This window comes from Veillonella sp. ACP1 (genome assembly GCF_000286635.1).
Classification (GTDB): Bacteria; Bacillota; Negativicutes; order Veillonellales; family Veillonellaceae; genus Veillonella; species Veillonella atypica.
In genome coordinates, this window is the sequence record NZ_ALKL01000001.1 from 153063 (window position 1) to 167757 (window position 14695).

Here is a 14695-nt window from a genome sequence, read left to right on the forward strand (position 1 = left end):
AGGGGTTTATCTTTTATATATGTTGTACGTGTTAAGTAGGAATTACTTTATCTTGTTAATCTAATTTTTGAAAGGTTATATAATGTTATTTTAATTGAATAGAAGAGAGTGTAATAAAGAATTAATTTTGTCTCTATTCATATGAGGTCTGTTGATTAGAGACGTTTTTTTAGTTCCAAAAAGCGCTGATGTGCTAGTCGGAAAAATTCGACTCTTTCATAATGTTTAGAAAGATGTCTATTACAGGATTTATAGTCTTGCATACGAAGATGTAGCAATTGACTGGTAGAAATATTGAGGCAATAAGCAATTTTAAATACTACCTCAATGGATACGCCTGATATTCCGTATCCACATTCTAATTTACTCAAATAGCTGCGACTAATGCCCACGACATCGGCCAATTGTCGTTGTGAAATGCCCATCGACGTTCGCAGGGTAGAGATTTTGTGACCCAAGCACATATACTGTTGCTGAAATTTTGGGTCCTGATAATGATTCCGTCGGTAGGCCGGCATTGTAAGTGTAGGATCCTTCATAAGACCTCCTTTCCGATCCCTACCTTGTGCTTTTAGTATACTTAGCAAATACATTGTTGACTAATACGTAATATGTGATAATTATTATGTATATATGATAATTACACGAATCGTTAATTTTATGGAGATCTATTATGGAAAAATATATAGCTATCGCCTGCGGCGGTGCTCTTGGTGCATTAGCGCGAACAGTGGTAGGTGAATGGGTAATGGCGCGGCTAGGACCTTATCCTTTTGGTACCATTACGGTTAATTTAATCGGGTGTTTAATCATCGGTATCATCTTAGGTGCCTATCTCTGTAGACCCGACTGGCCTCAATGGGTTCGGTTCTTCTTGGTCGTTGGTGGCCTTGGTGCCTTTACGACCTTTTCTACATTTGCCTTTGAGCTCTTACAGCTCCTAATATCCGGTGATTTCACCGACGTTCTATTTTATGGGGCGGTGCAAATCCTCGGCGGTTTAGCCCTTTGTGCCATCGGTATGTGGATTGCTAAACTCGTATGTGCGTAAATGCATATTAGCAGCTATCGTTCATATGATATAGTAAATGTATTGCTATATATTACGCTTGATATACATGAAATAGAATAGATATTGAAAGGTTAGATTATGAAAGAAATAAGAGTACAAGATGCCGTAGGACATGCCTTGGTACACGATATTGTACGCATCGTCATCGGCGAAGTGAAAGATACACCCTTCCGCCGTGGTCATGTGATTACAGAAGCAGATGTGCCCAAATTACTCGATCTTGGTAAAGAACATATTTATGTGATGGAACCAGAAGATGAAGGGTTTCTCCATGAAGAAGATGTGGCCCGTGCCTTGTATGCTATCGCAAAGGGGGACCATATGCACGATGGTCCCATGGCACAAGGCAAAATAGAGGCCATTGCCGATGTTGATGGTCTACTTAAGGTAGATGTAGATAAACTATACGCTATCAATAGCATCGGCGAATTGACCATCGTTACAAAATTGAATAATACGCCTGTAAAAGCAGGTGATAAAATCGCCGGTATGCGTTGTATTCCATTGTTATTGGAAGAGCAACAGGTTGTGGATGCTCAAAAAATTGGTGGTCCTATCTTAAACATAAAACCATTTGTACGTAAAACAATGGGGATTGTAACAACTGGTTCTGAAGTATTTGAAGGGCGCATTAAGGATGCTTTCACACCTATTATCGAGGAGCGTTGCGCAGAATTTGGGGTCAAAAAAATCGCCCATGAAATCGTAACAGATAACACGGACGACATTGTGGCAGCCATCGATAAGGTAAAAGCGGCGGGTGCAGACATCATATTCTGTACCGGCGGCATGAGTGTCGATCCTGATGATTTAACACCGGGCGCCATTAAACGCTATGCAGACCGAGTTGTAACCTATGGACTCCCTGTCTTGCCAGGCTCTATGGTGTGCATTGCATACTGTGCTGATGGCACGCCAATTTTAGGCGTACCAGGTGGTGTATTGTTTAGCAAACCAACGGCCTTTGATGAAATCGTGCCACGGCTCATCGCAGACGATGAAATTACAAAAGAAGATTGTATTGCACTAGGCCATGGGGGATTCTTAGGTTAAAATAGATTTAAAGATAAATCTTATCTTTATAATAGTAGTGTTTATACCTGAATAAAATAAGAAATATACCTAAAAAGGGACTGTAGCGAAATGCGGTAAAACCGTATTTCGCTACAGTCCCTTTGCGTTATCATACTATTACTTAATTTTATTGTACTTAGTGTTCTCCGTTTTCTCTAAACCTAATTTCAAGAATCCAACAGGTAGTATAAGTGCAAGTGTAAGACGCATTGATAGTAAATGGAAAAGCGTAACTCACCAAGCAGGTATATATGCTGGAGAAGATGGCTATGATAAGATTTATAACAGTATTGGTCTAGTTCCAAATTTAGGCGTAGAATCTAAAGGTAAAGCAAGCTCGACTACTCAATCTGCTATTTCTGATGATATACTAACAGTAGATGGTAAAGAAATTGATACTAAGACGATTAATACCAATACAGAGAATACATTAGATCAATTAGATAAGATTTTCGATAAAAAGAAAATTGAAGAACGTCAAGAGTTAGCCCGTCTATTCTCTAAAAATGCATTTGAACAACTACATAACTGGCAACCAACAACTAAGGATGGTAAAGTTGCTAAGTCCATTGCGCATGGTGTAGTAGGTGGGAAATCAAGTAATAGTGGTGCTGCAACTACATCTTATGCTACAAAGTGGAATGAAGGTTTATTTCATATTGATAGAGTTGATCTTGATGGGATTTCAGAAGATAATAAAGATTTAGCATTAGCAGATTTAAATTATGACTTAGCTCAAAGTAATAGATATAATATTAATAAACTAAGAGAAAAGAAAAAATATATACGTAAAGATCATTTGTATTCTGAGTTCAAAGGGATTGGAGCAGGTATTACTGATGTTGTTGGAATTGGATTTTCAAGAGGTTATGGGATAGATTCGGAAGGTTCTTCATATGTTACAGACCAAGTTTCTATAGGGCCAAGTGCATTCCCAGTTCAATCAACAACCAGTGACACTAGAGTTTTATATGGTGAGCAAGGGTTTACAGGTGGGGCTATTTCAATATCAATGAATACTGGTGGTGGTGAAAGTTATAGTCTGGGCCCTACCAATATAACTGAGTCTAAAACTATGAATGTTTCGCCAGAGGCAACAATATCATTTTCTTATACAGAGAAGTTGGAAAGTGAAGTTCCATCAGAATATGTGGTGAATGATACTTCTGTAGATTTATCAACTTATACACCAGATCAACCTGATGGTGTATATTCACCTCCTCCAACAGAACCTGAAGCTGAAATTAGAGAAACAAATGATATGGAAAGTTTAGAGAATCGTATTCGAGCTATTAGAACTCAATTTGAAATAGAGGATTAATTATGAAAAAAATAATGTCTTATTTTAATTTATTGCCTTTATCGTTTAAGCTTATTTTGGGTTTTACTGTTATATGTGTGATTATCATTTTTTTTATGACAGTAGCTGTTTTTTTTAATAGACCTAACCAAATTCAAAAGCTTGAATCATATGAGCAAAAGCTTGTAAGTATATCTTCTTATAAGGTAAATGAAGATCATTATGCTACAGGTAGGAATAGTCAGGTTTATAATTTTAAAATTATATATGAGCATATTGAATTTGAAAAAATTAAAGCTTTACTTTCGAATGACAGAATTAAGTGGCGTGAATATAAAAATAGACATATAATAGGCTATGATTTAAATTATGATGTTACTATTAAAATTGAGGGACATTCTTCTGATAATAGGGTAATAGTAGTTTTGAGTACTGAAAAGTAGTTAGTAAATAAGAATAGGTTGTTAAACTTTAGCATATCTCATTATTGTGTTGAACTATTATAAAATAGGTTAATAGGTATAGTGGATTAATGCTTACTATTTTGCTTAAATAATATTTATATTCTTGTTTAATATGAAGGTTGTATATTTAGATAGAAAATAGTTGATTAGTGGTTCTATAATAAATGTTGGGGTGACACCACTACAGTGTCACTTCCAACATTATTTTATATTGTACGCCGAATAGGCATGACTAACCCCCCCCAGTTAAACCGGGGGTCGGTAAAAAATTCTTAGAGAAAAGGAAAGAACCTCCTAGTGGTAAAATGAAGTTGGTCTGGCAACCACAACATTTCAACATAGGAGGTTCAATGTCAATGAATGACGTAAAAAGCTTATCACATAGTAAATGGAGATGTAAATATCATATTGTTTTTGCACCAAAGTATAGAAGGCAAATAATTTATGGACGGATAAAAGCTGATGTAGGTAAAATTTTAAGAGATTTATGTAATAGAAAAAATGTAGAGATTATAGAGGCAGAATGCTGTCCGAATCATATTCATATGCTAGTAACTATTCCACCACATTTAAGTGTATCAAGTTTTATGGGATATTTAAAAAGTAAAAGTAGCCTCATGATATTCGATAAACACGCGAATTTAAAATATAAGTATGGAAATAGATATTTCTGGTGTAGAGGATATTATGTGGATACAGTGGGAAGATACGAAGGAGCGATAAAAGAGTATATTCGCAATCAACTACAAGAAGATATAGCACAAGATACATTAAACTTTAAAGAATATACTGACCCGTTTACGGGTGAGCCGGTAAAATAGACAAAATAAAAGCTCCCGAGTAGGGGTCAGCTAGTGGTAATAGAGCGATTGTCAGATCATTTAAAGCCCTCTTTAGAGGGCTACCACTAGAGAAAGACTATTATAGGGTCAGAGCAAACCACCCGTTCTACGGGTGGTTATGATTTAAAATGATTTTTTACCTAATGTAGGGTGGCTACACCGTTTTAATGTTAGCATATCAATCATATGAACCGCTTCGTCTAATGTAAGGTCCTCGCGTTTTGTAGGTGTTTCGAGAACTGCCAATGGATGGTCTGTGCCCACCTCGCCGGATGGCAAGTAGATATATTCTTGATTGATGGTATCACCAAAGATATAGCCTGCTTGTAAATGCTCTTTATGGATGCGACTCATAATGCTCCTTTATACATGTATGATGCACATTTGAATAATATGTCAGTTATGCGCTCATAGGGATTCAAATTACAATATTTTTTGTATTTTAAATTCTGCATAATCTGCAGAAACGAGTTCTAATTTAGTATTTCCGAATGTAGTTGGGATTCGTTTGAATGACGTCTGGTCGTGTAAATGACCGAATATACATATATCGACTTGGTAGCGCTCCATAAGGTCTGTAAAGCCTGATGGGGCGTTGTTTTCGTTGAATGGTGGATAATGTAACAGTAAAATACGTGTTACAGGTAGTGGCTCATCTGTATTCTGTGTTTCAACATGTTCCTTTTGCAACGCTTGGATAGCGTGCTCCATTTCCTGCAATGCCGCTTCGGTACGCAAGATTTCTCTATCATAGATAGATTGATCTGTATCCGGTTCAAAGCTAGCATCATCAGGACAAATATAGCCACGGGTGCCACCAAAGGCTAAGATGCATTGATGTTCGGTAGACTGGATTTCACCAGTAAGCGTATTAACCTGAGTGGTGAGATTGATGATACGGGCCGTACCGTGGCCTTGTAAAAAGGTTATAGCATCGCCCATGGCATTTTTCATTTTGTTGGCAGAGGACCACCAATAATCGTGATTGCCGCGGATCATAAATTTTTGGCCTGGGAGACTGGCGATTTCGTTGAGGTCATAAAGCGCTTCATCGAGGCGCAAAGCCCAGCTCATGTCGCCTACGAGAAAGATAATGTCCTCATCGGTGACGGTGGACAGCCAATGTTCTTTTATACGTTGCCAATGATTGTCCCAGTGGAGACCGAATATGTTCATCGGCTTCGTAGGTGGATTGCCTGATAGATGAAGGTCTCCAATGGCGTAAATGTTCATATATGTCCTTACTAGAGTCCTCTAATCTACGGAACTCGTAGCAGAGGGTTCTTATTTCAATTCAAAATAGGGTGTAATATTCTGTAAAATTTTCGCAGCTCGTTCATCATTGCACGTTTGTGGAATTTTATAACCCACGTAGAGCGGCGTTGTGATATAGCGAGGAATCACCTTGATATATTCGTAACCATCTTCTAGTTGATAGAAAAAATAGTTATAGGATTGGGAAAATTTTGCTAAGCTATCTAGTACATAGCGTATGGTCTGTTGTAAGCGCATGGCGATGGAGCGGACAGGCGCATCAGGTTTATACCGCAAATTGTATTCAAAGAATCCAATAATAGGGTGTTTGGATAAGGTGATGCGGATATCTTGATCTTCGTGTAATAGCCAACCATTCATGTTCTTGACCGTAATGTCCTCGTGATAATCATAGTTGCGTAGGCCTATAATTTGGCTGTGCGGATGGCGAATGGAACCGCCCGACATGGGACCGTGATTTTTAAAGAATAAAACGGATTCAAATTCTTTGGTGCTAATTGTTTCATGCCATTTATCCATGCCAAATTGAATAATACGTGTTGCTTCGTCGAGAGAGAGGGTAGATAATTCCCCTTGATCGCCTTCTGTTTCAACGATGACCGTAGGCCATGTATCCTTGAGAACTGGATATTTATTCATGAGCCATATGATGTGACCATCTTGTGCCAGAATATCTGTTAACTTTGACCGGTCGCAGAATGGACAGCGCACACTTGCGTCACGCATATTTACAGGCTTTGTACGCCCTAGTGCAATGTCAAATATAAGTGGTTCGTTCATGGTGCGCCTCCTTTCATCTCATACCTTTAATCATACCATAAATGACAGTATTACACATGAAATAATGGTATAATATATTAATAATCTTTACCAAATTATAGGAGGTCTTATGAAACCGACAACCTTGGTATTTCCTATAGATGAAAAAAATAGAATTTTGCTAGGCCGCAAAAAACGCGGTTTTGGCGCTGATAAATATAATGGATTTGGCGGTAAAATCAATGCTGGTGAAAGCTTTCGCCAATGTGCCGTGCGCGAACTGTATGAGGAATCGGGCATACGCGTTGATGCGTCTGATCTAGAATGCGTAGCCCTTTTTGACTTTCAGTTTCCCTATGATGAAAGTCTAACCCATGTGGGCTATGTATATTTTGTGCGTGTTACCGATGTAAACCCCATTGAATCAGACGAGATGGAGCCGCATTGGTTTACATTGGCCGATGTCCCTTATGAGCATATGTGGGAAGGGGACCGTACGTGGCTTCCTATGCTATTAGAGGGCAAGTTATTGAAAGGACCTATCCGTTTTGGCCCAGATAACAGTCATGTAGAAGACATGCGTTTAACAGAGGTCGACACAGTCATGGAAAGTGAATTGTTGGCCCGTATTGATGTATATATTAATGAATAGAGTGTAGTGAAAGTATAGGATGTGCTTTCACATATACCTATATTGAGGAACTATGAAAGAGATAAATAACCCCAAGTGGGTGCCACAGTTGTTGGCGTGGTATGATGTAAATAAACGGGATTTGCCGTGGCGTGACTGCGGTGACCCTTATAAGGTGTGGGTGTCTGAGGTAATGAGCCAACAGACTCGCATTGAGGCGATGAAGCCCTATTATGATAATTGGATGCGTCTATTTCCGACTCTGGAGGACTTGGCAAAGGCCACAGAAGATGAGGTAGTTCATGCGTGGCAAGGCCTGGGCTATTATAGCCGTGCTCGGAACCTACGCCTAGGCGTGCAAGATGTGGTGAATAATTACGGTGGCATAGTACCTCATAATCGCAAGGATATGGAATCCTTGAAGGGCGTCGGTTCCTATACGGCCGGCGCTGTGCTATCCATGGCCTATGGCGAGTCAGAGGTGGCCGTTGATGGCAATGTGTTGCGTATCTATGCCCGTTTGTACGGCATATTCGATGATATTTTGAGCACAAAGGGCAAGAAGGCCATAACTGCAATTGTAGAGGATACATTGCCTCACGATAGACCAGGCGATTTTAACCAAGCCTTGATGGATTTTGGTTCAGCCGTATGTATCCCTAAGACGCCACGTTGCGGTGAGTGCCCTATCGTCAATATGTGTCATGCGTACCAACATAATGTAACCGATCAATTGCCTGTGCGTATCAAGAAAACAAAGGTTGTAGATGTGCCTGTTTTTGTAGGCATCCTCAGCTATGGCGACTATTATTTGCTACATAAACGCCCTAATCGAGGTCTGTTGCGCTCCATGTGGGAATTTCCATCTGTAGAACATGCGGATTCTTATGATGCGGCAGAATCTGGTTTAACTGAGATCGTAGGGGTATTGGGTTTTGGTTTATCCTTGCAACCAGTTATTGTGAAAGAATTAACTCATGTATTTTCTCATCGTAAATGGTTTATGAAGGCCTTTCGAGGCGATTTGCTGTATACTGGAGATCATACATCAATAGAATCGATACAAACGCAATTACCGAAGGATTGGATGCTTATCAAACGGGAGGAATTCGCCGATTATGCTTGGGCGGGACCTCATGGTAAATTGACAGAATTATGTCCTATTGTAGAATAAATTTATGAGACGAACACTGATTTTATCTCAATGTATTAGCCATTACTTGATATACAGTTAGGAGCGTATATGCAATTAATTATAAATATTGTGTTTCTCGTGGTGCTAGCCATAGCTTTTCTAGGCTTTTGGGGATTGTACCTCTATTTATGGAAACCGAAAAAACTATGGCCTGCATGGCTGGCCTATATTTTGGTAGTCGCTGGTTGGTTCTGTGCGGTGCGATACTATTTCTTATACCAAGTTGATCTATACGGCACGCCTTGGTATGAATGGCTTAACTTGTTTAGAACGGAAAGTTATGGCGTAGTATTCGCCATATTCTTGTGTATACCAGTTTTCATCATATTGGCCTTGATCTATGCACTGGTAAACCGTATCTCACATAAGGTTCCCGTAGAAGAACGGACTGGGCGCCGTGCTTTCTTTAGAACCGTAGGCACCCTTGTACCTTTGGCTGCTATGGGTGGTGCTGGCTATGCTGCCTATGAAGGACAACGAGAAATCGTTGTGACCCATGAAAGCTTTGGTTACACCAATTTACCGCAAGGACTTGCAGATTACAAGATTGTGCAACTCAGTGATATCCATATTGGGCCAAGTATCGACCTAGATGACTTTGATGAAATCTTGCGATTAGCACTATTAGAACACCCAAACCGCGTTGTCATCACCGGTGACCTTATCGACAAGATACAATGGCTACCTGAAGTCTGTGATCGCTTAAAGGTATTTGCAAAACAAATTCCTGATGGCGTAGACTATATCCTTGGCAATCATGAATTCCATCACGATGTAAATAAAATCGTCGATGATATTAAAACAAAAACGCCATTAAACGTACTGATTAATGACAATATTCAAATCATGGGTGGTAAACAGCCGGTCTATATGGCTGGTGTATCCTATGACAATGAACGGCGTAAAGAAAACCGTGAAGCCATGATTGATAAGGCCTTATCCGGTATCCCTAATAATGCCTTTGTTATTCTGTTGGCTCACCATCCAGAATTCTTTGATGAAGCCATTGAACGCAATGTGCCATTAACCTTGTCCGGACATACTCATGGTGGACAAATTATCCTCTTTGGTATGCCTTGGGTACCGATTGGTACACCATATGTAAAAGGTCGCTATACAGAAAAAAATAGCGTATGCTACGTCAATAACGGATCTGGGCACTGGTTCCCTATTCGTATTAACTGTCCGAGAGAAATTACGGTTATTACGTTCTTTGATGGGGTGGCATAGCAATTAAAAAGGACGCTATAGTCTAATTTTCAGTAGTATATACTGAAGGATTTAGAACTATGGCGTCCTTTTTTCCGTTCATTTGAGGTATGAGAGGATGTTATAGATATGTCAAAGAGATGTGAGAGGTTTATTTCATGCGAACTGCTTCAGCAAATTCGTCTTCGGTCATGAGTTTTTCTTCCAAGATGATTTCTTTAATAGAGCAACCGCGTTTGTATGCTTCTTTTACGACCTTAGCACTCTTATCGTAGCCGATGTATGGTGTTAAGGAAGTAGCAATCATAAGGGATTGTTCTACGAAGAATTTAAGTTTTTCAGGTACGAATTCTACGCCGTCGATGCAGTGTGTAGTGAAGGAATTCATCGCATCTGCGAGGAGGCGACAGCTTTCAACAAAATCATAGATCATGATAGGCATGTACACGTTCAATTGGAACGCACCGCTACCTGCACAAAGTGTCATGGTTGTATTGATACCGAATACTTGGGCACATACCATAGCAAGAGCTTCGCATTGGGTAGGGTTAACCTTACCTGGCATGATGGAGGAGCCTGGTTCGTTTTCAGGAAGATGCCATTCGCCATAGCCACAGCGAGGGCCGGATCCTAAGAAACGGACATCGTTCGCAATCTTAAACAATGTAGTAGCCAATGTGTTAAGTGCGCCGTGAGCCATCATGAACGCATCTTTTAAGGATAGGCCTTGGAATTTATTATTCTTAACGCGGAATGGAGCGCCTGTTACTTCTGGCAATACGGTTTCCATAACGTCTAGATATCCCTTAGGTGTGTTCACACCTGTACCAACGGCAGTGCCGCCAAGGGCAACGTCGAGTAGGTAGTCAGCGTTTTGAAGGAGCATAGTTTTGGCAGTTTTTAGGCCGTCTACAAAGGCGCTAATTTCTTGATCCACCATGATGAAAGTAGCATCTTGTAGGTGAGTACGACCAACCTTTTGCAAGCCTATACCTTTTTCTTGCAATTTTTCAAAGGATACAATAAGGCCGTCCAATGCAGGAATTACGCGTTTTGTAATTTCAAAGTACCCGCAGATATGCATTGCTGTTGGGAATGTATCATTTGTACTTTGGCCGCGGTTTACATCGTCGTTAGGATGAAGTGGATTAGCTTCATCTAACTGCTTAGCCCGGTGAGCGATAACTTCGTTCACATTCATGTTTGTTTGTGTGCCAGAGCCTGTTTGGAATACGGTCAATGGGAATTCCTCATCCCATTTGCCATCTACGATTTCATCTACTACTTGGGCAATGAGTTTCGCTTTTTCCTCAGTTACTGCGCCACATTTTGCATTGGTTAAAGCACATGCTTTTTTGACAAGCGCAAGCGCTTTGATTTGTTCAATAGGGATGCGGTGGTCACCGATCTTAAAGTTATTGAACGAGCGTTGCGTTTGAGGTCCGTAAATTCGTCTAGCGTCGACTTCGACTGGTCCCATTGAATCATATTCAATTCTTGTTTCCATAATGTTTACAACCTCCTTAAAAGACATGCCGACCTATCGTCGGTTCCTTTCTATTATATACAGAAAAACGAAAAAATATAATAGAAAATGATAATAAATACCAATTAGATATAATGCGTACATGGCTATTACCTTTATACATATTTGATTTATATCTATAAATTTGTGTATACATAGCACATATATGGTTATATTTATTGTCAACATCGCTTTAACACGATAAAATGAATATAGCTTATAGTTAGTTTTATTTAATTTATAAGAGGAGGTAAGTACTTATGAAACATGATTTTATGAGCCATGACCTTCACTTGCCGGAACTTACGTTGCGTGGGATGTTATTAGGTGCATTGATCACTCTAATATTTACGGCATCTAACGTATACTTAGGTTTGAAGGTCGGTTTGACATTCTCGTCATCCATCCCGGCAGCCATTATCTCAATGGCAATTTTACGTTTCTTCAAGGATTCTAACGTTCTTGAAAACAACATGGTACAAACGCAAGCATCTGCAGCTGGTACCTTATCTGCAATTATTTTTATCTTGCCAGGTCTTTTAATGCTTGGTTATTGGCAAGGGTTCCCATTCTGGCAAACATTCTTGATTTGTGCATGCGGTGGTTCCCTCGGTGTGTTATTCACCATTCCATTGCGCCGTGCCATGGTAGTGAACAGTGACCTACCATATCCAGAAGGCCGTGCAGCAGCCGAAATCTTGAAGGTCGGATCTCATAATGGTGGTGAAGTTGCTAAATCTGGTTCCGGTATGGCAGACATCGTTTCCGGTGGTGCTGTAGCTGGTATCATCAGCCTTTGTGCTAACGGCTTCAAAGTTCTTGGCGATAGCATGAGCTTCTGGCTTCCAGTAGGTAGCAAAGGGATTACTCAAATTCCATTGGGATTCTCCACAGCGTTGTTAGGTGCTGGTTACCTTATCGGTATCGCATCTGGTATCGCTATCCTCGTTGGTGTTCTCATCGCGTGGGCTGGCTTTGTGCCTTACTTGACTAATGTATTTGCTCCAGATGGTGGTGCAACTGCAAAATTTGCTATGGGTATCTGGAAATCTAAAGTTCGCTTTATTGGTGCTGGTGCTATCGGTATCGCAGCGATTTGGACATTGATTACCTTGATTAAACCTATCATCGAAGGTATGAAAATTTCCGTTAAATCCATGAATAGCAGCGCTGCTGAACGCGAAACGCATCGCATGGATACAGATATGAGTACAAAATCTGTATTGATCGTATTTGCCATCATCCTTATTGGTTTGGTTATTACGTTCTGGGATTTCGTATCCGCTGTACCTATTAGTGCAGGTTTAATGTGGACTCTTGTTGTTGTAGGTGTTGTAGTAGCTTTATTAATCGGCTTCTTCGTTGCTGCAGCATGTGGTTACATGGCAGGTCTTATCGGTACATCTGCATCTCCAATCTCCGGTATTGGTATCCTAGCAACTATTATTTCTTCTCTAGTGGTATACTTCATCGCTTCTGAAAATAATTTGTTTGCTACCGAAGCAGGCGTTCAATTCGCTACAGCTATGGCTATCTTCATGACATCCGTAGTTATTGCTATTGCATCTATCTCTAACGATAACTTGCAAGACTTGAAAACTGGTCAACTCGTTGGTGCTACACCTTGGCGTCAACAAATTGCATTGTTACTTGGTTCCGTAGCCGGTGCTATTGCGATTGCTCCAGTTCTTAACTTGTTATACCAAGCATATGGTTTTACAGGTGCGTTGCCTCGTGCTGAAATGGATCCAAATGCTGCATTATCTGCTCCACAAGCAACATTGATGACTACAATCGCTCAAGGTATTTTCAATGCTAGTATGGATTGGAATTACATCTTGATCGGCGTTGGTGTTGGCGTAGTAGCAATCATTGTTAACTTGATTCTTAAGAGTACAACTGCTTCCTTAACATTGCCTCCATTGGCTGTTGGTATGGGTATCTACTTGCCTCCAACATTGGAAGTACCTCTTATTATCGGTTCTTTCTTGAGCTATTTCGTAGGTCGTTACCTCATCGCTCGCGCTAAAATGCGTGCTGGTGAATTGGCTGAATACGATGTAGAACAATCTAATCGTCGTGGCGTTCTCTTTGCGTCTGGTTTGATTGTTGGTGAAAGCTTGATTGGTGTAATCATAGCTGTTATTATTGTATTGTCAGTTACAACTGGTGGTGGTGAATCTCCACTTGAATTAGTTGGTCCTGAATTTGAAAGTACAGCTGGTTGGTTAGGTCTACTTGCTTTCATCTTCTCTGCACTCTATCTAGTTCGTCGTGTTGTAACTCACAAATTTGATAAAGCAGAAGCTCTCGCTATGAAAGCAGAGCAAGAACAAGCAAAGTAAGAGGTTAACCATGAAATTAAAACAGACTGTTCTCATCATGATGGCTGCCGCATTGCCACTCACATCTATGGCAGCCGCTAGTGAAACGATTCCTGTAACAAAGGATACTGGTGCTGTAGTAGCACAAAATAATCGTCACGATGTGACATATCGTCTTTCTAGCACGGCTACGCCAGAGCAAAACAAAAAATTACGTTCCGTAGCGAATAAAACTGATCGTGGTACTATCGAAGTGGTAGCGCCAAATGCAGATCGTTATATGGATCGTAAAGAGGTAGGCGTATCTCCTGTAGATGCGACTACAGATCATTTGAATCTCGTATTCCCAGAGGTTAAATCTGTTAGCCCTATCGTTGAAAAAGCCATTAATACAACGATTAAGAAATACGTGTCCAAGGTTCAAAATGACACTCAAAAATTGAACGAAAAAGAATCCAATAAAACGAATGTCATCATGTATTATGATGTAAAAACGGATAAAAATGGTATCTTTAGCGTTTTGATTCACACCTATACAATGCGTGATGGCGATGCAAATGGTGTAAATTATGTAAAAGGCTTTACATTCAATACTACAACAGGTCGTCAATTATCCTTGTATGATCTTGGTGGTTTGAATAAGAAGGAACTCGTTAATGCTATCAATAATAATCAACAAGTGAAGGATGCCGTTGGTGCGAATGCTACATTCGACAAAATGCCATCTGAATTCTACACAACTGAAGATTATTCGGTAGTGATGATTCTTCAACAAGATGTGGATACAATCCATAGTGCTGGTACCGTATATGTACCAGTTGGCAATTTGCGCGACCGTCAAAATGATGTGACCAAATAACAAAACTAACTATATGTGTCTGTATTGTTAAACAATGCAAGGTGCGTAGCACCAAAAAGGGTACACAGACTGTTTTATGTGGTATAGAACTTAATACTTACTAAAAAGCCCCTCCGCGATGTGCGGAGGGGCTTTTGTGCGTATTATCCTGTATGAAGAATAGGGG

15 protein-coding genes are annotated in these 14695 nt (G+C 40.0%); 10 read left to right on the forward strand and 5 right to left on the reverse strand.

Annotated features, from left to right (window positions below):
- Positions 1-155 precede the first annotated feature (155 nt).
- Entirely contained in the window at positions 156-539 is a 384-nt protein-coding gene (locus HMPREF1151_RS00730; RefSeq protein WP_009660602.1) for a helix-turn-helix domain-containing protein, read from the reverse strand.
- A gap of 134 nt (positions 540-673) precedes the next feature.
- Here HMPREF1151_RS00730 and crcB point away from each other — a divergent pair, with 134 nt between their 5' ends.
- The 5 genes from crcB to tnpA all read left to right on the forward strand — a co-directional run bounded on the left by crcB (position 674) and on the right by tnpA (position 4731).
- The gene (gene crcB / locus HMPREF1151_RS00735; protein ID WP_009660648.1) at positions 674-1051 is read left to right on the forward strand and encodes a fluoride efflux transporter CrcB; all 378 of its coding nucleotides are present in this window, start codon (positions 674-676) and stop codon (positions 1049-1051) included.
- A 99-nt stretch (positions 1052-1150) separates the two neighbouring features.
- The gene (locus tag HMPREF1151_RS00740; RefSeq protein ID WP_009660590.1) at positions 1151-2125 is read left to right on the forward strand and encodes a molybdopterin-binding protein; all 975 of its coding nucleotides are present in this window, start codon (positions 1151-1153) and stop codon (positions 2123-2125) included.
- A gap of 160 nt (positions 2126-2285) precedes the next feature.
- The gene (locus HMPREF1151_RS00745; protein ID WP_009660652.1) at positions 2286-3467 is read left to right on the forward strand and encodes a hypothetical protein; all 1182 of its coding nucleotides are present in this window, start codon (positions 2286-2288) and stop codon (positions 3465-3467) included.
- 2 nt (positions 3468-3469) lie between these two features.
- Positions 3470-3889, forward strand: a complete 420-nt coding sequence (locus HMPREF1151_RS00750) for a hypothetical protein (RefSeq protein WP_009660617.1) — start codon at positions 3470-3472, stop codon at positions 3887-3889.
- Between the two features lie 377 nt (positions 3890-4266).
- Positions 4267-4731, forward strand: coding sequence for an IS200/IS605 family transposase (tnpA, locus tag HMPREF1151_RS00755; RefSeq protein WP_009660630.1), 465 nt, complete (start codon positions 4267-4269; stop codon positions 4729-4731).
- 144 nt (positions 4732-4875) lie between these two features.
- Here the strand turns inward: tnpA and HMPREF1151_RS00760 are convergent, their stop codons facing one another.
- From HMPREF1151_RS00760 to HMPREF1151_RS00770, 3 genes are all read right to left on the reverse strand, one after another.
- The gene (locus HMPREF1151_RS00760; RefSeq protein WP_009660702.1) at positions 4876-5106 is read right to left on the reverse strand and encodes a hypothetical protein; all 231 of its coding nucleotides are present in this window, start codon (positions 5104-5106) and stop codon (positions 4876-4878) included.
- A gap of 69 nt (positions 5107-5175) precedes the next feature.
- Positions 5176-5985 carry a metallophosphoesterase gene (locus tag HMPREF1151_RS00765; protein WP_009660661.1) on the reverse strand — a complete coding sequence of 270 codons (810 nt, stop codon included), beginning with the start codon at positions 5983-5985 and terminating at the stop codon, positions 5176-5178.
- A gap of 51 nt (positions 5986-6036) precedes the next feature.
- Positions 6037-6807, reverse strand: a complete 771-nt coding sequence (locus HMPREF1151_RS00770; protein ID WP_009660709.1) for a DUF4931 domain-containing protein — start codon at positions 6805-6807, stop codon at positions 6037-6039.
- A gap of 109 nt (positions 6808-6916) precedes the next feature.
- Here HMPREF1151_RS00770 and HMPREF1151_RS00775 point away from each other — a divergent pair, with 109 nt between their 5' ends.
- From HMPREF1151_RS00775 to HMPREF1151_RS00785, 3 genes are all read left to right on the forward strand, one after another.
- Complete coding sequence (locus HMPREF1151_RS00775; RefSeq protein WP_009660666.1) at positions 6917-7438, forward strand: 8-oxo-dGTP diphosphatase; 522 nt, start codon at positions 6917-6919, stop codon at positions 7436-7438.
- A 52-nt stretch (positions 7439-7490) separates the two neighbouring features.
- Positions 7491-8591 carry an A/G-specific adenine glycosylase gene (gene mutY, locus HMPREF1151_RS00780; RefSeq protein WP_009660720.1) on the forward strand — a complete coding sequence of 367 codons (1101 nt, stop codon included), beginning with the start codon at positions 7491-7493 and terminating at the stop codon, positions 8589-8591.
- Positions 8592-8660: 69 nt separating this feature from the next.
- Positions 8661-9842 carry a metallophosphoesterase gene (locus HMPREF1151_RS00785; protein ID WP_009660656.1) on the forward strand — a complete coding sequence of 394 codons (1182 nt, stop codon included), beginning with the start codon at positions 8661-8663 and terminating at the stop codon, positions 9840-9842.
- 130 nt (positions 9843-9972) lie between these two features.
- On the opposite strand, the gene HMPREF1151_RS00790 is transcribed toward HMPREF1151_RS00785, so the two are convergent.
- Positions 9973-11328, reverse strand: a complete 1356-nt coding sequence (locus tag HMPREF1151_RS00790) for a lyase family protein (RefSeq protein ID WP_005375750.1) — start codon at positions 11326-11328, stop codon at positions 9973-9975.
- A gap of 278 nt (positions 11329-11606) precedes the next feature.
- Here HMPREF1151_RS00790 and HMPREF1151_RS00795 point away from each other — a divergent pair, with 278 nt between their 5' ends.
- The gene (locus HMPREF1151_RS00795) at positions 11607-13691 is read left to right on the forward strand and encodes an OPT family oligopeptide transporter (protein WP_005375753.1); all 2085 of its coding nucleotides are present in this window, start codon (positions 11607-11609) and stop codon (positions 13689-13691) included.
- Positions 13692-13701: 10 nt separating this feature from the next.
- Positions 13702-14529 carry a hypothetical protein gene (locus tag HMPREF1151_RS00800; protein WP_005375770.1) on the forward strand — a complete coding sequence of 276 codons (828 nt, stop codon included), beginning with the start codon at positions 13702-13704 and terminating at the stop codon, positions 14527-14529.
- Positions 14530-14695 lie beyond the last annotated feature (166 nt).